We start from the raw sequence: 18,506 nt of genomic DNA on the forward strand, positions 1-18,506 counted from the left end.
CTGTGCTGCCGTGTTCGGCTCCACCGGCTCCGGCCGCCCAGGTCGCCCAGGTCGCCCAAGCCACTCAGGCCGTGATGTCCTTCGCGGTGAACCGGGCCCAGGCCGCCGAGCCGAACACGGCCACGTACAGCCCCTGCAAGCCCAGATTCTTGACCAGCTCGTCCCAGTAGACCGGCTCACGGAGGAGATCGGCGAAGCTGAGCCAGTAGTGCGGGAAGAGGTACGGGTGGATCGCGTGCAGTTGCGGGATGGTGTCGAGGATCTGCGCGGTGACCACCAGTCCCACGGTCGTGGCCATGGCCGCGATCCCGCTGTTGGTGAGGGTGGAGATGAACAGCCCCACCGTGGCGATCCCCACCAGCGACAGGGCCACCAGGGCGGCCACGCCGAGCGCCCGGAGCAGCGCCTCCTCGAACGAGACGGTGATGCCCGAGATCAGCGTGACATCGCCGAGCGGGAACAGCAGCGCCCCCGTCACCAGGCTCGAGAGGGCCACCACCAGCGTCGCGATCAGGCAGAAGGCCATGGTGGTGGTGAATTTGGCCAGCAGCAGACGGGTCCGCCCGGCGGGAGCGACCAGCAGATAGCGCAGCGTCCCGGAGCCCGCCTCACCGGCGATGGCGTCACCGGCGATCACACCGATCACCATCGGCAGGAAGACCGGCAGCGTCGCCGCCAGTGACGCGAAGACCAGGAAGATCCCGTTGTTGGTGATCTGGGGGAAGAAGGCGGGGCCCACCCCCTCTTCCCCACGGCCGCCGCCGAAACTGCCACCGTCGCTCGTCTCGATCTTCACCGCGACGCCGATGAGGATCGGGATCAGCGCGAGCACCCCGAGCAGGGCCAGGGTCCGCCAGCGGCGGAGGGTGGTGGTCAGCTCGGAACGGAAGAGCGCCAGGGCCCACAGGGGGCTCGGGCGTGGCGGGTTCGCGGCCCTGTCGGCCGGTACGCCAGTGTGGGCCGTCTCTGGTACGCCAGCATCGGCCATCCTCGTTTCGTCAGCCCGCGACATCGAAGCCCTCCCCGGTCAGCGCGACAAAGGCGTCCTCGAGCGAGGCGCGTTCGGCCCCGAAGGCCCGGACCCGCACCCCGGCGCGTACCAGGGCGGCGTTGAGATCGGCCAGCTCCAGCGGTGCGTCTTCCACGCCGGGGCCGGGCACCGGCAGCTCGCCGGAGACGCGCTCGTCCAGGACCACCAGATCCGTCACCCCGTGCTCCTTGAGCACCCGGACCGCGTCCACCGGGTCCGGGGTGGTGACGGCCAGCCGGCCGCGGCTGCCCGCCGCCAGCTCGGCCACCGTGCCCTGGGTGATCAGACGGCCCTGGGCCATCACGGCGGCGTGCGTGCACACCTGTTCGATCTCATCGAGGAGATGGGAGGAGAGGAAGACGGTGGTGCCCTCCTCGGCCAGCTCGCGCACCAGGGCGCGGATCTCGCGCATGCCCTGCGGATCGAGGCCGTTGGTCGGCTCGTCCAGCACCAGCAGCTCTCGCGGCTGGAGCAACGCGGCGGCCAGGCCCAGGCGCTGCTTCATGCCGAGCGAGTACGCGCGGGCCTTCTTCCCGGCCGCGGCGGCCAGCCCGACCCGGTCCAGGGCGGCCGCCACGCGGGGTGCGCGGGTGCGGGGGTCGGCGGTGGGGTCGGCCGCGTCGTAGCGCAGCAGATTGTCGCGGCCGGTCAGAAAGGGGTACAGGGCGGGGCCCTCGATGAGGGCGCCCACCCTGGGCAGCACGCTCCGGGCGGCGCGCGGCATCGGCTCGCCGAGCAGCCTGGCCCTGCCCGAGGTGGGCTCGATCAGGCCCATGAGCATGCGGATGGTCGTCGTCTTCCCCGAGCCATTGGGCCCGAGGAAGCCGAAGACACTGCCCCGCGGCACGGACAGATCCAGCGCGTCGACCGCGAGCTGTCCGCCCCGGTAGCGCTTGGTGAGCCCGCGGGTCTCCACCGCGGCGTCGTCCCCCTCGGTGGACCGCTGCTCCACGGGCTCCCCTTCGTTCTCCGTCGTATCCGCGCCCTACGTCGTCCGTCAGCGCGCCCTATGCGCCCAGTGGGCTCACTTGGCCGCGTTGGCGGCCTTGACCAGGGCGTCCTTGTCGACCGCGCCGACGAACACCTTGCCGTCGTCGGTGAGCAGCGCGTTCACCAGCCGGGTACTGACCACGGTGCCCGAGCCGAACTTCCCCTTGACCTCCTTGCCGAAGCCGCCGAGGAGGCCGGAGGCAGCGCCCGGGCCGCTGTCGCCGCCGGGTGCAGCGGCGCCGCCGGGGGTGTCGAGCCGGGCAACCGAGTCCCAGCCCTCGCCGACGACCTTCAGCCCGGACAGGGCGCCCTGGGCGTCCTTGAAGTCCTTGCCACCGAAGTCCTTCGGAGCGTGCTTGCGGTCGGCCTTGGGCTCCTCGGTGACCTTGGCGCCCTTGGGCGGCGTGAAGTCGAAGGTGCTCGCCTTGGGCTTGCCGAAGTCCACCTTGGTGAAGCCCACGTCGACGATCGCCTTGCCGCCGCTCTTCGGGGAGAGCGTGAACTTCAGCGGGACACCGTTGTCCGCGTCCACCGCGATGCGGACGGACCCGATCGTGGAGTCGCTGTTCTGCTTGGGCTTGATCAGCAGGTCGTAGGCGTCCCGCCCGGCGACCCGGGAGGTGCCGTCGACGGTCACATCGGTGGTGTCGTCCACGGAGGAGAGCACCGTCTTGGCCAGCTCCTGGGGCGTGGCGTCCCGCAGGTCCTCCGGCACCTCCTGCCGGTGGTCGCCCTTGGCCTTCGCGTCCTTCGGGGCGGTGGCGTGGTAGGCGGAGTTGCTCCCGCTGTCGTACGCCCAGACGTCGTCGCCGTTGTGGATCATGCTGTACTCGGCGGCGTTCTCGACGATCGACACCCGCTGCTTGTCGGGGCCGTCGGCGGCCACCCGCAGGGTGTGGCTGCCGGAGATCAGCTCCATCAGCTTGGACTCGGGCGCGGCGGACGCGTCACCGCCCCGCGCCCCGCTGAGGTCGGCGATGGAGCCACCGCCGGGGAGCGAGGGGATGCCCAGATCGGTGGTGATCTTCACCGACCCGGACATCTGCTGGGCGTCCGATGCCGCCATCTTGCTGATGAGCTCTTGCGCCGAGATCTTCGGCAGATCGGGGTCGCCGGTGCTGGCGAGCGCCGGGACCAGTCCTATGGTCGCCGCCGCGATGCCCGCGACGGCTACCGGAGCGGCGTACCGGGCGGCCTTCTTCCCTCGTGATGGCCGCTCTTCATCCCAGAAGCCGTCGTCGGCGACCTGTGTCGGTCGGATCCGTGCCATGTGTGCTCTACCTCCGTCGTCGGCGGCGGTTCGTCAGCTTGCACTCGTCCACCTCTCGGGCCATTGTCACCCGATCCCGCCATGTGGTGGTCTTTTCATCCCACCAAATCGTTCGACGTGGCGCGTCAGCCCGCAGGATCACCTCGGCGTACTGCTCGGGTATGACACCGCTCCACCGGGAGTCAGGGGCAGTCTCCCCGGGGTCAGCGGCGGATCGGGGTGGAACGGGCGCCGGGCGGGGGGTCACCCGGCCCGGTGGACCACCGCGTCGCACAGCCCCTCGAGGGCCGCCTTCGCCGGGCCCTCGGGCAGCGGCGCCAGCATCGAACGGGCCTCCGCCGCATAGCGGACCGTGACCCGGCGGGCCCGCTCCAGCGCCGGATGGGCACGCAGCCGCCGCAGCACCTCGGCATGGCGCGCGTCATCGGTGAGATCGCCCGCGAGCAGCGCGCACAGCCCGCGGTCCTCGGCCGAACCGGTCGCCTCGGCCTGCTCCCGCGCATACAGCACGGGCAGGGTGGCCACGCCCTCGCGCAGATCGGTGCCGGGGGTCTTACCGGACTCATGGCTGTCGCTGGCGATGTCCAGTACGTCGTCGGCGAGCTGGAAGGCCATGCCGAGCCGCTCGCCGTACTGGGTGAGGATGCTGATGATGCTCTCGTCGGCGCCCGACATCATCGCGCCGAACCGGCCGGAGACGGCGATCAGGGAGCCCGTCTTGCCGGCGAGCACATCCAGGTAGTGCTCGACCGGGTCACGGCCGTCGCGGGGGCCCGCCGTCTCCAGGATCTGGCCGGTGACCAGCCGCTCGAACGCCTCGGCCTGGATCCGCACCGCCTCGGGGCCGAGGTCGGCCAGGATGTGCGAGGCGCGGGCGAAGAGGAAGTCGCCGGTGAGGACCGCCACCGAGTTGCCCCAGCGGGCGTTGGCGCTGGAGACGCCGCGCCGCACCTCCGCCTCGTCCATCACATCGTCGTGGTACAGCGTCGCCAGATGGGTGAGCTCGACGACCACCGCCGAGGGCACCACTCCTGGCGCGTGGGGGTCACCGAACTGCGCGGCCAGCAGCACCAGCAGGGGCCGGAACCGCTTCCCTCCGGCCCGCACCAGATGCTGGGCGGCCTCCGTGATGAAGGGGACATCGCTTTTGGTGGCCTCCAGCAGGCCCTCTTCGACCGCCGTCAGCCCCGCCTGGGTGTCGGCTTCCAGAGTCCGGTCCCGCACGCTCAACCCCAAGGGCCCGACGAAGCTCACGGGGTACTCCTGTCTGCCTACGAATGACGCGAATGTCGATGTGTCGCTGCCTCCACCAACAGGCAGCGTATCCGGTCGGGTATCAATCACTGTGGGCGCCTTCCCGCCTTGTGCGCCTCTCACCGTTCTCTCCCGAACCGACCGCTTCACATCGCAGTACCGCGATCGCAGCAGATCATTCATGCCCCGGACCCCACCCGTCCGCCCGACCGGACCTCTTCCATCCGCCCGGCCGGGCCGCCGGACGGTCCGCCGGACCGGCCGTCGAGCGGGGCCGGTCACCGGCCGGTGCAGGCCCTCCGGCGCTGCCCCGGCCACCCGCATTGCCCTGGGCCTTCCCCGCGCTCCCCGCGCCTTAGGGTGTGCTGCGTCCCACAGTGACGAGGAGAAGGCGAGGCAGCCCCGATGCCGCAGCGATCCCCGCTGGACCTGCCCGAAGGCGACCCCTTCGGCCCGCACAACCTCCCCTATGGCGTCTTCACCGCGCCGCACGCTCCTCAGCTGCGGAAAATCGGGGTGCGCTACGGAAACCATGTGCTGGACGTGGGCGCCGCCGCGGCCGCCACCGCCTCCCCGCACGCCGAGCCGCTGGGCGCCGACACCCTCAACCCGCTGATGGCCGCCGGCCGCCCGGTCTGGCAGGCCGTGCGCGCCGAGGTGCTCGACTGGCTCACCGACCCCGCGCACCGCTCGACCATCGAGCCCCTGATGCATCCCCTCCCCACCGTGGCGCTCCATCTCCCCTTCGAGGTGGCCGACTACGCCGACTTCTATGCGAGCGAGCACCACGCCACCAACACGGGCAGGATCTTCCGCCCCGACGGCGATGCGCTCACCCCCAACTGGAAGCACATGCCGATCGGCTACCACGGCCGGGCCGGCACCATCCTCGTCTCGGGCACGCCCATCGTCCGCCCGCAGGGCCAGCATCTGCCCCCGGCCGATACCTCCGCACCACACGCTTCCTCCCCCACTCCGGTCTTCGGCCCCTCCCTGCGCCTCGACTTCGAAGCGGAGGTGGCCTTCGTCGTCGGCGCCCCTTCCACTGTGAATACACCGGTGCCGCTCTCCGGGTTCCACGACCACGTCTTCGGCGTCTGTCTGCTCAACGACTGGTCCGCGCGCGACATCCAGGCGTGGGAGTACCGCCCGCTCGGCCCCTTCCTCGGCAAGTCCTTCGCCACCTCGCTCGCCGCGTGGGTCACCCCGCTGGACGCCCTCGTCGCGGCCCGTACCGGCCCTCCCGCCCGCGACGTCCCGCCCCTCCCCTACCTGGACGACAGCGCCGCCGAGCCCGGCGGGCTCGATCTGCGCCTGGAGGTCGCGCTCAACGGCCACCCGATCTCCCGCCCGCCCTTCTCCGCCATGTACTGGACCGCGGCCCAGCAGCTCGCCCATCTGACGGTGAACGGCGCCTCGCTGCGCACCGGCGACCTCTTCGCCTCCGGAACGGTCAGCGGTCCGCGCCCGGACGAGCTCGGCTGTCTCCTCGAACTCACCTGGGGCGGCCGCGACCCCCTGCGGCTCCCCGACGGCGCCCGCACCTTCCTGGAGGACGGCGACGAGGTGACCGTCACGGCCTGGGCGCCGGGCCCGCAGGGGACCCGTATCGGCCTGGGCGAGGTGACCGGCCAGGTGGTCCCGGCCGCGCCCTGACGCGGCTGCTAATTTGTCGTGCTCCTGCCCTGACGATCCCGGACGATCGAGGAGAAGCACGTGAAGAAGGCAGTGAGCATCGCCGGCACGGCGGCGGCGGCCGCCCTGCTGCTGACCGCATGCGGCAGCGACGGTGGCGACGACAAGAAGGACACATCCAAGGACCCCTCCTCCGCGTCGAGCGCCCCGGCGGAGGGGGGCGCGGACACGAAGGTCTCCGGCACCTATGTGGCGAAGGCCGGTGAGGGGGCCGTCATCCTGTCCATCAGCGGCAAGAAGGCCGTCCTGATGGCCGACAAGCACATCTGCAACGGCGAGTACGCCGACATGGGCGGGAAGATGCTCATGCTCAAGTGCGCCGACGGAAACACCGACCGCAGCGCGGGCAAGGTCACCGCGAGCGCGGACGGCAAGACTCTCACGGTCGACTGGGACGCGCTCGCCAAGAACGACACGTTCATCAAGGCGACATCGCCCGGCGACCTCCCCTCGGGCCTGCCGACGTCGCTGCCCTCCGGCCTTCCGACCGATGTGCCGACCGACCTCCCGACCGGCTGAACCACGGCGCCGGACCCCCTCCGGCACCCGGGCCCCTGGCGCGCAGGCGCGCCGGGGGCCCGTCGCGCACCGTGGCAGATCTTGCCGCCGCGGACACGAAACCGCAGGCAGAAGCCCGGCGAGCCGTCTCACCGCGCCTCCGCCTGCCCTTCGGCCCGTGCCTCCGTCGGCACCTCGGTCTGGGCGTGTGGCAGGCGGCGGACGGACGGATAGGCCAGGGGGAGCAGGGCCGCGGCCGCGTAGCAGAGGGCGGCGCAGGTCGCCACGTCGAAGCCACCGAAGGCGTGCGCGAGCGGGCCGACAGAGAGCTGGCCGATGGGATTGGAGATGTAGGAGAGCAGATCGTTGTAGGCCGCGACGCGGGAGAGGACGTGGGATGGGATGTGCTCCTGCATGGAGGTGTCCCAGGCGGTCCCCGTCAGCGAGGTACCGAGCCCGGCCAGGAAAGCGGCGGTGATCAGCCAGGGCTCACGCAACTGCGCGCCGATTGCGAGAAGCGGGAGAGCGCCGAGGGCGCAGGCGAGCAGACCGGCGCGGAGCAGGTGCCGGACCGCGAGCCGATAGATCAACGTGCTCATCAGCAGCATGCCGGCTCCTCGGGCGCTGAGCAGGAAGCCCCACGTCGCCTCGCCGCTGAGCTGCTTGGTGAGTTCCGGGCCGAGGACCTGCCACGTACCGGTCTGCACGAGGTTGATCACGCAGAAGGAGAGGGTGACGGACCAGACCCAGCCGGTTCCTCGGAACCGCGCCCATCCCTCGCGCAGGTCGCGCCGGAGCGTGACCCGGCGTGCCGCAGGGATGGTGGTCCCCACGGCGGCCGGGAGCCGGGCGAGGCAGCCGGCAGCCAGCAGGTACGTCAGCGCGTCGAAGCCGATGGCCGGTCCGCCGCCGACCGCGACAACCAGCAGTCCTGAGATGCTCGGCCCGAAGACCTTGGTGCCGTTGCGCACGGAGGCCAGCAGCGAGTTGGCCTGCCGGAGTTCGCCCTTGGCGACCAGCTCCGGGACCAGTCCGCGCAGCGCGGGCGTGGTGAATGCGGCGAGCACCCCGTTGAGGAACTCCAACCCGGCCACCACGGGCAGTGAGTAGTGACCGGTCAGCAGGACCGCGGCGACACAGCCCTGGGTGAGCGCGGAGCCGAGGCTGGCGGCTACCAGGACGGTCCGCCGCGGCAGGCGGTCGGCGGTGGCGCCCCCGATGAGGAGGAAGACGAGCAGCGGCACCATGCGCGCGGCCAGCACCGCACCGAGGTCGCCGGCCCGGCCCGACGCGTTGAGCACCGCGAGGGACAGCGCGACGGGCGCCATCGAGCTGCCGAGCAGCGACACAAGCTGTCCGGTGAAGAACCAGCGGAAGTCTGTCTGCCGCAGAAGGGGAGGAAGCACCGCTGGAGTCTGCGGGACCGGTGCGGGCGGACACTATCGTTTCGGCAGAGGGCGAAAGAAGAGCCATGGGGAAAGGGCCGATGGACGGATGGTGCTGCTGCGCTTGGACTCGATGGCCTTGTCGCGATCACGCTTCGCCCTGTCGCCGCTCGCGGAGACGCTGGGCTCGATGATCGTCCTCAGCCGGCCCTGTACGGACCCGTGGCTGTCCGCCTGGCACGGCCGCCATCAGGCGGTGTTCCGTGCCCGGCTGAACGCGGACCCCTTCGCCAAGGGCCTGGTCCGGCTCATCGGCTCGACGAAGTACCTCCCTGACCACCTCACGCTGCCGCCGATCGGGGGCATGGGCACTACGCTGGAGTCCGAACTCGCCGAGGTCGTACTGATACCGGACGAGACGGTGCGACACGGCTTGGAGAAGGCGGTGGCTCACAGCTGGAAGGACCACAACCTGGCCTGGCTCTCCGGGCGCGACTGGTCGACCCGCACGGCCGAACTATTCCGCGACGTCTGGCGTGACCACCTCGCCGACGAATGGCCGCGGCGCCGGACGCTGCTCGAACGCGACGTCACCTACCGTGCGGGTCTACTCGCTGCGTACGGTTGGCCGCGGGCCCTGCAGCAGATGAGCCGTCGCAGCGCCTGGGTCGGCGCGGACGCGATCCGCTTCAGCGACCGCCCGGGGCCGGACCGCATCGTCGGCGCCGACGGCATGCTCTTCGTCCCGGTCACCAAACAACGCGGCAGCTGGCTGTGCAAGGGGCCGTCAGGCCCATACGCACTCGTCTATCCGGCACGCGGTGCCGGTGAGACGGCCGGCCCGGGCCGCCCCGCCCGCGCGCTCGCCCGCTTGCTCGGCCCAGGCCGCGCCACGATTCTGCGTGAACTGGAACGCCCGGCGACCAGCAGCGAACTCGCCGCGCAACTGGGTCAGTCGCTCGGCACGATCGGCGGTCACCTGGCCGTGTTACGGGAGGCGGAACTGGTAGTCGGTACACGAGTCGGCCGCCGCGTGGTCTACCGTCGCACTGAACTCGGCGACCAGCTGGCCGGAGACCAGATGAGTAGGTCTGATAGATCGCGGGCCCCCGCCGGACCGTGTCTGGTTTGCCCCTGATCTTCGTTCTCATCACCTCACCGAACCGGCCGCCGCGGAGCTGGAGGTGAGGACCCCCGCCAACCGCGGACCCGGCCGCGCGTGGGACATGGGCCCGGCCATCGAGGCCGCCGTCCCGGAGGCCGCGACCGCCGCCCCGGAGGCCGCGACGAAACCCACGGGGGTGGCCCGGACGTCCTTGTCCGGGCCACCGCCCTGGAGGCCCTGGCCTCGGCGGGGTGCCCGGCGCCGCTGGACGCCGAGACGGTGGCGGCGCTGGGCAATGCCGCCTGGCAGGTGCGGAAGGGGGCGGCGACGGCGCCGTCCGCCGCCGGGCCGGGGCTCGGCGGCCCGGCGTTGGCCCGTGCGCTGGGCGACGCGCACGCTGACGTCCGTAAGGCGGCGGTGCCGGCGCTGCGGCCGCTGGCGGAGCGGGAGCCGGGGGTCCGGGTCGGGAGGCCCTGTTCTCGGTCCGCTCCGATCCGGACGCGGATGTCCGTGCCGACGCGGCCAAGGCGGCGGCCCAGGGTCGCGCCTGCGGCGGGCTGCCCCCATCCCGCCCCTTCCCGAAACTGTGGGCGCCGCCCCCCAGACCCCGTTTTCAGGGGGGGCTCCGCCCCCGGGCCCCCGCCGGGGCTCCGCCCCGGACCCCGCTCCTCAATCGCCGGAGGGGCTGTAATTGCGCCTCCCACACCGGGACCTACGCGCCCCTGCGTCCGGGAAGGGGCGGGGAATGACTCCGGCCGGGCACGGGCACCGTCTCGGTGGCCGTGCCCGGCCGGGGGCCAGGGAGCCCCCTGGTACGAGAAGGGGCGGGGTGGGAATGGCTAGCGGACGAAGACGCCCGCCTGGCTCGCGAGGTCCAGGAAGTACTGCGGGGCGACGCCCAGGACGAGCGTGACCGCCACGCCGATCGCGATGGCCGACGAGGTCAGCGGGCTCGGCACGGCCACGGACGGGCCGTCCGTGCGCGGCTCGCTGAAGAACATCAGCACGATCACCCGGATATAGAAGAACGCGGCGACCGCCGAGGAGATCACACCGACCACCACCAGCGCGCCCGCCCCACCGTCGGCCGCCGCCTTGAAGACCGCGAACTTCCCGGCGAAGCCGCTGGTCAGCGGGATACCGGCGAAGGCCAGCAGGAAGACCGCGAAGACGGCGGCCACCAGGGGCGAACGGCGGCCGAGTCCGGCCCACTTGGACAGGTGGGTGGCCTCGCCGCCCGCGTCCCGCACCAGGGTGACCACCGCGAAGGCGCCGAGGGTCACGAAGGAGTACGCGGCGAGGTAGAAGAGGACGGAGGAGATGCCGTCGGGCGTGGTGGCGATGACACCGGCCAGGATGAACCCGGCGTGGGCGATCGAGGAGTACGCCAGCAGCCGCTTCACATCGGTCTGGGTGATGGCCACGATCGCGCCGCCCAGCATGGTGACGATGGCGACGCCCCACATCACCGGCCGCCAGTCCCAGCGCAGTCCCGGCAGCACCACGTACAGCAGCCGCAGCAGCGCGCCGAAGGCCGCGACCTTGGTGGCCGCCGCCATGAAGCCGGTCACCGGGGTGGGGGCGCCCTGGTAGACGTCGGGGGTCCACATGTGGAACGGCACGGCGCCGATCTTGAACAGCAGCCCCATCAGCACCATCGCCCCGCCGATCAGCAGCAGCGCGTCATTGCCCATGGTCCCGGCGAGCGCCGGGGTGACGTTCCTGACCTGGCCGTCGACGACGTCCGCGATCCCGGAGTAGGCGACCGTGCCCGCGTAGCCGTACAGCAGGGCGATGCCGAAGAGCAGGAACGCCGAGGAGAAGGCGCCCAGCAGGAAGTACTTGACCGCGGCCTCCTGCGACAGCGCGCGATGGCGCCGGGCCAGCGCGCACAGGATGTACAGCGGCAGGGAGAAGACCTCCAGCGCCACGAAGAGCGTCAGCAGATCGTTGGCGGACGGGAAGACCAGCATGCCGCCGACCGCGAAGAGGACCAGCGGAAAGACCTCGGTGGTGGTGAACCCCGCCTTGACCGCGGCCTTTTCGGCGTCGCCGCCGGGCACGGCGGCGGCCTGGGCCGCGAAGGAGTCGACGCGGTTGCCGTGCACCACCGGATCCAGCCGCCGCTCGGCGAAGGTGAACACCGCCACCAGCGCCACCAGGAGAATGGTCCCTTGCAGGAAGAGCGCCGGTCCGTCGACCGCGATCGCGCCCATGGCCGCGACACGGGCCTTGCTGGTGCCGTAGTCACCGGCGGCGAGGCCGATCACGGCGGCGAAGGCCGCGGCCAGGGCGACCACCGAGACGAAAAGCTGCGCCACGTACCGCTGGCGGCGCGGAAGGAGCGCCTCGATCAGGACGCCGACGATCGCGGCGCCCAGCACGATCAGCGTGGGCGACAGCTGCCCGTACTCGATATCGGGCGACGGGATCTTGTCGGGCGCCGCCGCCGCTGTTGTCCACAGGCTGTGGACAGTGGCCGCGTGGGTCACTTGGCACCTCCGGAAGCACCGTCGTGGGGGGCACCGCCGTGGTTGGCGCCCTCGGGCATCGGGCTGTAGCTGAACCAGCCCGCATCGGTCACGGGGTGATCGGGCTTGGGATCCTTCTTGTCCACCACGGACATCGTGTGGTCGACCGCCGGGTTGACGATGTCGGCCAGCGGCTTCGGATAGACCCCGAGGAAGATCAGCAGCGCGATGAGCGGGGCCACGACGACCAGCTCACGCACCCGCAGATCGGGCATGGACCGCACCTCGGCCTTCACCGGACCGGTCATGGTGCGTTGGTAGAGGATCAGGACGTAGAGCGCCGCCAGCACTATTCCGACGGTCGCGATCACGCCGAACGCCGGGTAGCGGCTGAACGTGCCGACCAGCACCAGGAATTCGCTGATGAACGGCGCGAGCCCGGGCAGCGAGAGGGTGGCGAGCCCGCCAATCAGGAAGGTGCCGGCGAGCACCGGGGCGACCTTCTGCACCCCGCCGTAGTCGGCGATGAGCCGCGAACCGCGCCGGGTGATCAGGAACCCGGCCACCAGCATCAGCGCGGCCGTGGAGACGCCGTGGTTGACCATGTAGAGGGTGGCGCCGCCCTGGCCCTGGGTGGTCATCGCGAAGATGCCCAGGATGATGAAGCCGAAGTGGGAGATCGAGGCATAGGCGATCAGCCGCTTGATGTCCCGCTGGCCGATCGCCAGCAGCGCTCCGTAGATGATGCTGATGAGCGCCAGGATCATGATCGCCGGGGTGGCCCACTTGCTGGCCTCCGGGAAGAGCTGGAGGCAGAAGCGGAGCATCGCGAAGGTGCCGACCTTGTCGACCACCGCGGTGATCAGCACGGCGACGGGGGCGGTGGACTCCCCCATCGCGTTGGGCAGCCAGGTGTGCAGCGGCCACAGCGGCGCCTTCACCGCGAAGGCGAAGAAGAAGCCGAGGAAGAGCAGCCGCTCGGTGCTGGTCGCCATGTCCAGATGGCCGCCCGCCCGCGCCTGGACGATCTCCTGGAGCGAGAAGGTGCCGGTGCCGAGCTGATCGGCGGTGACCGCGTACAGACCGACCACCGCGGCGAGCATGATCAGCCCGCCCGCCAGGTTGTAGAGCAGGAACTTCACCGCGGCGTACGAGCGCTGAGTGGCCGTCTCCTCCTCGGAGCGGCCCCCGGCGCGGTCCCCGAAGCCCCCGATGAGGAAGTACATCGGGATCAGCATGGCCTCGAAGAAGATGTAGAAGAGGAAGACGTCGGTGGCCTCGAAGGAGATCACCACCATCGCCTCGACCATCAGGATCAGCGCGAAGAAGCCCTGGGTGGGCCGCCAGCGGCGGTTGGGGCGGGCGCCTTCCAGCGGATCGGCGTCATGCCAGCCCGCCAGGATGATGAAGGGGATGAGCACGGCGGTGAGCGCGATCAGCGCGACCGCGATCCCGTCCACGCCCAGTTCGTAGCGGACGCCGAAGTCCTTGATCCAGGCGTGGGACTCGGTGAGCTGGAAGCGGGCGCCGCCGGGGTCGAAGCGGACCAGCACGATCGCCGCGAGGGCGAGGGTGACCAGGGAGAAGCCCAGCGCCACCCACTTGGCGGCGGCGCGCTGGGCGGCGGGCACGGCGGCGGTGGCCACCGCGCCGAGCGCGGGTACCACGGCCATGGCCGTCAGCAGGGGAAATGACATGACTCAGACCGCCCTCATCAGCAGGGTCGCGGCGATGAGCACCGCCGTACCGCCGAACATCGAGACCGCGTACGTACGGGCATAGCCGTTCTGCAGCTTTCGCAGCCGGCCGGAGAGCCCGCCGACGGAGGCCGCGGTGCCGTTGACCACCCCGTCGACCAGCTTGTGGTCGACGTAGACCAGACCGCGGGTCAGATACTGGCCTGGTTTGACGAGCGCGACATGGTTGAAGTCGTCCTGGAGCAGATCGCGCCGGGCGGCCCGGGTGAGCAGCGATCCGCGGGGGGCGGTCCGCGGCACCGGCCGGCGTCCGTACTGCGCCCAGGCGAGGGCGACACCGATCACCAGCACCACCATCGTCCCGGCGGTGACCGCCGCGGCGCTGAGCGGGGAGTCGCCGTGGCTGTGGCCGGTGACCGGCTCCAGCCACTTCAGGAACGCGTCGTTCACGCTGAACAGCCCGCCCGCGAAGACCGATCCCACGGCCAGGACGATCATGGGGATGGTCATGGACGAGGGCGACTCGTGCGGATGCGGCTCGGCGTGCGCCCCGGCCGACTCGGCGGCGGGCTCGGCGCTGGGCTCCTCGGGCGAGGGCGTGGTGCCCCAGCGCTTCTCGCCGAAGAAGGTCAGGAGCATCACCCGCGTCATGTAGTACGCGGTGATGGCCGCGCCCAGCAGGGCCGCGCCGCCGAGGATCCAGCCCTCGGTGCCGCCCTTGGCGAACGCCGCCTCGATGATCTTGTCCTTGGACCAGAAGCCGGACAGCCCGGGGAAGCCGATGATCGCGAGATAGCCGAGCCCGAAGGTGATGAAGGTGATCGGCATGTACTTTCGCAGGCCGCCGTACTTGCGCATGTCGACCTCGTCGTTCATGGCGTGCATGACCGAACCGGCCCCGAGGAAGAGCCCCGCCTTGAAGAAGCCGTGGGTCACCAGGTGCATGATCGCGAAGACATAGCCGATCGGGCCGAGCCCGGCGGCCAGGATCATATAGCCGATCTGCGACATGGTGGACCCGGCCAGGGCCTTCTTGATGTCGTCCTTGGCGCAACCGACGATCGCACCGAACAGGAGCGTGACCGCGCCGACCGCGACCACCGCGGCCTGGGCGTCCGGCGCGGCGTTGAAGATCGCGCCGGAGCGGGTGATCAGATACACGCCCGCGGTCACCATGGTCGCCGCGTGGATCAGGGCCGAGACCGGGGTCGGGCCCTCCATCGCGTCCCCGAGCCAGGACTGGAGCGGCACCTGGGCCGACTTGCCGCAGGCCGCGAGCAGCAGCATCAGCCCGATCGCGGTGAGCTTGCCCTCGCCCGCGTCACCCGCGTCGGTCAGCACCGGGGCGAAGGTGAAGGTCCCGAAGGTCGTGAACATCAGCATGATCGCGATCGACAGGCCGACGTCGCCGACGCGGTTGACGATGAACGCCTTCTTCGCCGCCGTGGCCGCGCTGGGCTTGTGCTGCCAGAAGCCGATGAGCAGGTACGAGGCGAGGCCGACGCCCTCCCAGCCGACGTACAGCAGCAGGTAGTTGTCGGCGAGGACGAGCAGCAGCATCGCCGCGAGGAAGAGATTGAGATAGCCGAAGAAGCGGCGGCGGCGCTCGTCGTGCTCCATATAGCCGATCGAGTAGATGTGGATCAGCGTGCCCACACCGGTGATCAGCAGGACGAAGGTCATGGACAGCTGGTCGAGCTGGAAGGCGACGTCCGCGCGGAAGCCGCCCACCGGGATCCAGCTGAAGACCTTGCTGTGCAGGGCCCGGTCGTGCTCGCCGCGGCCGAGCATGTCGGCGAAGAGCACCGCGCCGATGACGAAGGAGGCGGCGGCGAGCACGGTGCCGATGTAGTGGCCCTTGCCGTCCAGCCGCCGCCCTCCGCACAGCAGCAGGGCCGCGCCGAGCAGCGGGACCGCGACAAGCAATCCGATGAGGTTCTCCACTTGAACGCGACCCCTTCTAGAGCTTCATCAGGCTGGCGTCGTCGACCGAGGCCGAGTGGCGGGAGCGGAAGATGGTCACGATGATCGCGAGACCGACCACAACCTCCGCCGCGGCCACGACCATCGTGAAGAAGGCGATGATCTGGCCGTCGAGATTGCCGTGCAGCCGGGAGAAGGTGACGAACGCCAGGTTGCACGCGTTCAGCATCAGCTCGACGCACATGAAGAGGACGATCGCGTTCCGCCTGATGACGACGCCGGCCGCACCAATGGTGAACAACAGGGCGGCCAGGTAGAGGTAGTTGACCGGATTCACTTGGCGACTCCCCTCGGATTCGGCGCACTGCCCGCGCTCTCGCCGTCTTCGCCGTTTTCGCCGTCCTCGGAAGCGCCCGGCTTCCCGGGGCCCCCGGACGGCTTGCCGGTCTCGTTCTTCCGGCCCAGCCAGCGCTGCGAGCGCTGCTCCAGCGCCGCCAGCTCGGCCAGCGCCTCGCTGGAGACGTCCCGGATCTGACCGCGGCCGCGCAGCGTGGCGTTGACGGTGAGGTCGGACGGGGTGCCGTCGGGGAGCAGACCGGGGATGTCCACCGCGTTGTGCCGCGCGTACACACCGGGCGCCGGCAGCGGCGGCACGTTCCGGCCGGTGCGCACCCGCGCCTCGGACTGCTCGCGCTGGGTACGGGCCCGCTCGGTGCGCTCGCGATGGGTCAGCACCATCGCGCCGACCGCCGCGGTGATCAGCAGCGCGCCGGTGATCTCGAAGGCGAAGACGTACTTGGTGAAGATCAGCGACGCCAGGCCCTCCACATTGCCGCCGGAGTTGGCCTGGCCCAGGCCGTTCCACGTCTTCAGCGAGGCATTGCCGATCCCGGCGCACAGCAGGATGCCGAAGCCGAGCCCGCAGAGGGCGGCGAGCCAGCGCTGCCCCTTCAGGGTCTCCTTGAGGGAGTCGGCGGCGGTGACACCGACCAGCATCACCACGAAGAGGAACAGCATCATGATCGCGCCGGTATAGACGACGATCTGGACGACGCCCAGGAAGTACGCGCCGTTGGCGAGGTAGAAGACCGCCAGGACGATCATGGTGCCCGCCAGGCACAGGGCGCTGTGCACGGCCTTGCGCATCAGGATCGTGCACAGCGCGCCGATCACGGCGACGGTGCCGAGCACCCAGAACTGGAGGGCCTCACCGGTGGAGGTGGTGGAGGCCGCCGCGGCCAGAGTGCCGCCGCTCATGCCTGCACCCCCTGCTGTCGCTCCTGCGACTCCTCGTTCCCCGCGGCCTGGTCGGACAGGGTCTCGCCCTTGCTGACCGCGGCCTGCTGGGTGGTGCCGGGCGCGGCCTCGGTCACCAGGCCCCGGTAGTAGTCCTGCTCGTCGGTGCCGGGGTAGATGGCGTGCGGGGAGTCGACCATGCCGTCCTCGAGGCCCGCGAGCAGCTCCTCCTTGGTGTAGATGAGCGATTCGCGGGTGCGGTCGGCGAGCTCGTACTCATTGGTCATGGTCAGCGCCCGGGTGGGGCACGCCTCGACGCACAGGCCGCACAGGATGCAGCGCAGATAGTTGATCTGGTAGACGCGGCCGTAGCGCTCGCCGGGCGAGTAGCGCTCCTCGTCGGTGTTGTCCGCGCCCTCCACATAGATCGCGTCGGCGGGGCAGGCCCAGGCGCACAGCTCGCAGCCGATGCACTTCTCCAGCCCGTCCGGATGCCGGTTGAGCTGGTGGCGTCCGTGGAAGCGGGGCGCGGTGGGCTTCTTCACCTCTGGGTACTGTTCGGTGAGCCGCTTCTTGAACATGGCCTTGAAGGTCACGCCGAAGCCGGCCACCGGATTCTGGAAGTCAGACACCGTCGGCCTCCTTTCCGTCACTGACAGTGTCGGGGCCACCACTGACAATCAACTCACGCTCGGTGCGCGGACGTCGGCGGGGGACGGGCGGCAAGGTCTGGCCGGGCAGCGGTGGCACCGGGAAACCTCCCGCCATCGGATCGAAGGCGGGCTCCGGTCCCTGTTCCGCTCCGGCCTCGGCCTGCGCCGAACGGTCGCGGAAGAAGTCGACCACGAAGGACAGCAGCAGCAGTGCGATCACCGCGCTGCCCACGTAGAGCACGATGTCCTGGTAGTCGTAGTTCTCGTTGCGCAGCGCCCGGACGGTGGCGACCAGCATCAGCCAGACCATCGAGATCGGGATGAGCACCTTCCAGCCCAGCTTCATGAACTGGTCGTAGCGGACGCGCGGAAGCGTGCCGCGCACCCAGATGAAGACGAACAGCGACGTCACGACCTTGCCGACGAACCACAGCAGCGGCCACCAGCCGTGGTTGGCGCCCTCCCAGAAGGTGCTGATCGGCCAGGGCGCCCGCCAGCCGCCGAGGAAGAGGGTGACGGCGACCATCGAGACGGTGACCATGTTGATGTACTCGGCGAGCATGAACATCGCGAACTTGATCGAGGAGTACTCGGTGTTGAAGCCGCCGACCAGGTCGCCCTCGGACTCCGGCATGTCGAACGGCGCCCGGTTGGTCTCACCGATCATCGAGACGATGTAGATGAGGAACGAGACCGGCAGCAGCACCGCGTACCAGCGGTCCTGCTGCGATTCCACGATCTGCGAGGTCGACATCGACCCGGAGTAGAGGAAGACCGCCGCGAAGGAGAGCCCCATCGCGATCTCGTAGCTGATCATCTGGGCGCAGGAGCGCAAGCCCCCCAGGAGCGGATACGTCGATCCGGAGGACCAGCCCGCCAGCACGATGCCGTAGATGCCGACCGAGGCGGTGGCGAGGATGTAGAGGACGGCGATCGGCAGATCGGTCAGCTGCATCGCGGTGCGGTGCCCGAAGACCGAGACCTCGCCGCCGGCCGGGCCGAACGGCATCACCGCGACCGCCATGAAGGCGGGGATGGCCGCCACGACCGGCGCCAGGACGTAGACCACCTTGTCCGCGCCCTTGACGACCACGTCCTCCTTGAGCATCAGCTTCACGCCGTCCGCGAGGGACTGGAGCATGCCCCAGGGGCCGTGGCGGTTGGGCCCGATGCGCAGCTGCATCCAGCCGACCACCTTGCGCTCCATGACGATGGAGATGAGCACGGTCACCATCAGGAACGCGAAGCAGAAGACGGCCTTGATCACGATCAGCCACCACGGGTCGCGGCCGAACATCG

At 70.4% G+C, this 18,506-nt stretch carries 16 protein-coding genes; 3 read left to right on the top strand and 13 right to left on the bottom strand.

The window, feature by feature from the left end; translation table 11 throughout:
• Nucleotides 1-64: 64 nt before the first annotated feature.
• The 4 genes from ACMTAK_RS22625 to ACMTAK_RS22640 form a co-directional block, all read right to left on the bottom strand.
• The gene (locus ACMTAK_RS22625) at nt 65-1,012 is read right to left on the bottom strand and encodes an ABC transporter permease (protein ID WP_413807891.1); all 948 of its coding nucleotides are present in this window, start codon (nt 1,010-1,012) and stop codon (nt 65-67) included.
• Nucleotides 999-1,982 carry an ABC transporter ATP-binding protein gene (locus ACMTAK_RS22630; protein WP_413102674.1) on the bottom strand — a complete coding sequence of 328 codons (984 nt, stop codon included), beginning with the start codon at nt 1,980-1,982 and terminating at the stop codon, nt 999-1,001. Before ACMTAK_RS22630 ends, ACMTAK_RS22625 begins: the two co-directional genes overlap by 14 nt.
• 72 nt (nt 1,983-2,054) lie before the next feature.
• A complete protein-coding gene (locus ACMTAK_RS22635) occupies nt 2,055-3,290 on the bottom strand; it encodes a LolA family protein (protein ID WP_413807892.1) in 1,236 nt (411 codons plus the stop codon).
• A 243-nt stretch (nt 3,291-3,533) separates the two neighbouring features.
• On the bottom strand, nt 3,534-4,544 hold the full coding sequence (locus ACMTAK_RS22640) for a polyprenyl synthetase family protein (RefSeq protein WP_413807893.1): 1,011 nt from the start codon (nt 4,542-4,544) through the stop codon (nt 3,534-3,536).
• Nucleotides 4,545-4,949: 405 nt separating this feature from the next.
• Between ACMTAK_RS22640 and fahA the strand changes: the two genes are divergently transcribed.
• Together fahA and ACMTAK_RS22650 are read left to right on the top strand one after the other, a co-directional pair.
• A complete protein-coding gene (gene fahA / locus ACMTAK_RS22645) occupies nt 4,950-6,200 on the top strand; it encodes a fumarylacetoacetase (protein ID WP_413807894.1) in 1,251 nt (416 codons plus the stop codon).
• A gap of 60 nt (nt 6,201-6,260) precedes the next feature.
• The gene (locus ACMTAK_RS22650; protein WP_413807895.1) at nt 6,261-6,758 is read left to right on the top strand and encodes a hypothetical protein; all 498 of its coding nucleotides are present in this window, start codon (nt 6,261-6,263) and stop codon (nt 6,756-6,758) included.
• A 128-nt stretch (nt 6,759-6,886) separates the two neighbouring features.
• Here the strand turns inward: ACMTAK_RS22650 and ACMTAK_RS22655 are convergent, their stop codons facing one another.
• A complete protein-coding gene (locus tag ACMTAK_RS22655; RefSeq protein ID WP_413807896.1) occupies nt 6,887-8,143 on the bottom strand; it encodes an MFS transporter in 1,257 nt (418 codons plus the stop codon).
• A gap of 88 nt (nt 8,144-8,231) precedes the next feature.
• Between ACMTAK_RS22655 and ACMTAK_RS22660 the strand changes: the two genes are divergently transcribed.
• The gene (locus ACMTAK_RS22660) at nt 8,232-9,260 is read left to right on the top strand and encodes an ArsR/SmtB family transcription factor (protein WP_413807897.1); all 1,029 of its coding nucleotides are present in this window, start codon (nt 8,232-8,234) and stop codon (nt 9,258-9,260) included.
• A 12-nt stretch (nt 9,261-9,272) separates the two neighbouring features.
• Here ACMTAK_RS22660 and ACMTAK_RS22665 read toward each other — a convergent pair whose 3' ends face one another.
• The 8 genes from ACMTAK_RS22665 to nuoH all read right to left on the bottom strand — a co-directional run bounded on the left by ACMTAK_RS22665 (nt 9,273) and on the right by nuoH (nt 18,504).
• Nucleotides 9,273-9,623, bottom strand: coding sequence for a hypothetical protein (locus ACMTAK_RS22665; RefSeq protein WP_413807898.1), 351 nt, complete (start codon nt 9,621-9,623; stop codon nt 9,273-9,275).
• 443 nt (nt 9,624-10,066) lie between these two features.
• Complete coding sequence (gene nuoN / locus ACMTAK_RS22670) at nt 10,067-11,719, bottom strand: NADH-quinone oxidoreductase subunit NuoN (RefSeq protein ID WP_413807899.1); 1,653 nt, start codon at nt 11,717-11,719, stop codon at nt 10,067-10,069.
• Entirely contained in the window at nt 11,716-13,395 is a 1,680-nt protein-coding gene (locus tag ACMTAK_RS22675) for an NADH-quinone oxidoreductase subunit M (protein WP_413807900.1), read from the bottom strand. The genes nuoN and ACMTAK_RS22675 overlap by 4 nt, the downstream gene beginning before the upstream one ends.
• 3 nt (nt 13,396-13,398) lie before the next feature.
• On the bottom strand, nt 13,399-15,339 hold the full coding sequence (gene nuoL / locus ACMTAK_RS22680) for an NADH-quinone oxidoreductase subunit L (RefSeq protein WP_413807901.1): 1,941 nt from the start codon (nt 15,337-15,339) through the stop codon (nt 13,399-13,401).
• 16 nt (nt 15,340-15,355) lie between these two features.
• Complete coding sequence (gene nuoK / locus ACMTAK_RS22685) at nt 15,356-15,655, bottom strand: NADH-quinone oxidoreductase subunit NuoK (RefSeq protein WP_046084223.1); 300 nt, start codon at nt 15,653-15,655, stop codon at nt 15,356-15,358.
• Nucleotides 15,652-16,575 carry an NADH-quinone oxidoreductase subunit J gene (locus ACMTAK_RS22690; RefSeq protein ID WP_413807902.1) on the bottom strand — a complete coding sequence of 308 codons (924 nt, stop codon included), beginning with the start codon at nt 16,573-16,575 and terminating at the stop codon, nt 15,652-15,654. Before ACMTAK_RS22690 ends, nuoK begins: the two co-directional genes overlap by 4 nt.
• Nucleotides 16,572-17,186, bottom strand: coding sequence for an NADH-quinone oxidoreductase subunit NuoI (gene nuoI, locus ACMTAK_RS22695; protein WP_413807903.1), 615 nt, complete (start codon nt 17,184-17,186; stop codon nt 16,572-16,574). The genes ACMTAK_RS22690 and nuoI overlap by 4 nt, the downstream gene beginning before the upstream one ends.
• A complete protein-coding gene (gene nuoH, locus ACMTAK_RS22700; protein ID WP_413812964.1) occupies nt 17,179-18,504 on the bottom strand; it encodes an NADH-quinone oxidoreductase subunit NuoH in 1,326 nt (441 codons plus the stop codon). Before nuoH ends, nuoI begins: the two co-directional genes overlap by 8 nt.
• Nucleotides 18,505-18,506 lie beyond the last annotated feature (2 nt).

The sequence above is a fragment of the Streptomyces lacaronensis genome (assembly GCF_047337785.1).
Lineage (GTDB): Bacteria > Actinomycetota > Actinomycetes > Streptomycetales > Streptomycetaceae > Streptomyces > Streptomyces lycopersici.

Bases quoted from the DNA above. Each gene is read 5' to 3' on its own strand.
- fahA (WP_413807894.1), top strand. From the start codon at position 4,950: ATGCCGCAGCGATCCCCGCTGGACCTGCCCGAAGGCGACCCCTTCGGC.
- ACMTAK_RS22635 (WP_413807892.1), bottom strand. From the start codon at position 3,290: ATGGCACGGATCCGACCGACACAGGTCGCCGACGACGGCTTCTGGGAT.
- ACMTAK_RS22690 (WP_413807902.1), bottom strand. From the start codon at position 16,575: ATGAGCGGCGGCACTCTGGCCGCGGCGGCCTCCACCACCTCCACCGGT.
- ACMTAK_RS22675 (WP_413807900.1), bottom strand. From the start codon at position 13,395: ATGTCATTTCCCCTGCTGACGGCCATGGCCGTGGTACCCGCGCTCGGC.
- ACMTAK_RS22625 (WP_413807891.1), bottom strand. From the start codon at position 1,012: ATGTCGCGGGCTGACGAAACGAGGATGGCCGATGCTGGCGTACCAGAG.
- ACMTAK_RS22660 (WP_413807897.1), top strand. From the start codon at position 8,232: ATGGTGCTGCTGCGCTTGGACTCGATGGCCTTGTCGCGATCACGCTTC.
- nuoH (WP_413812964.1), bottom strand. From the start codon at position 18,504: ATGTTCGGCCGCGACCCGTGGTGGCTGATCGTGATCAAGGCCGTCTTC.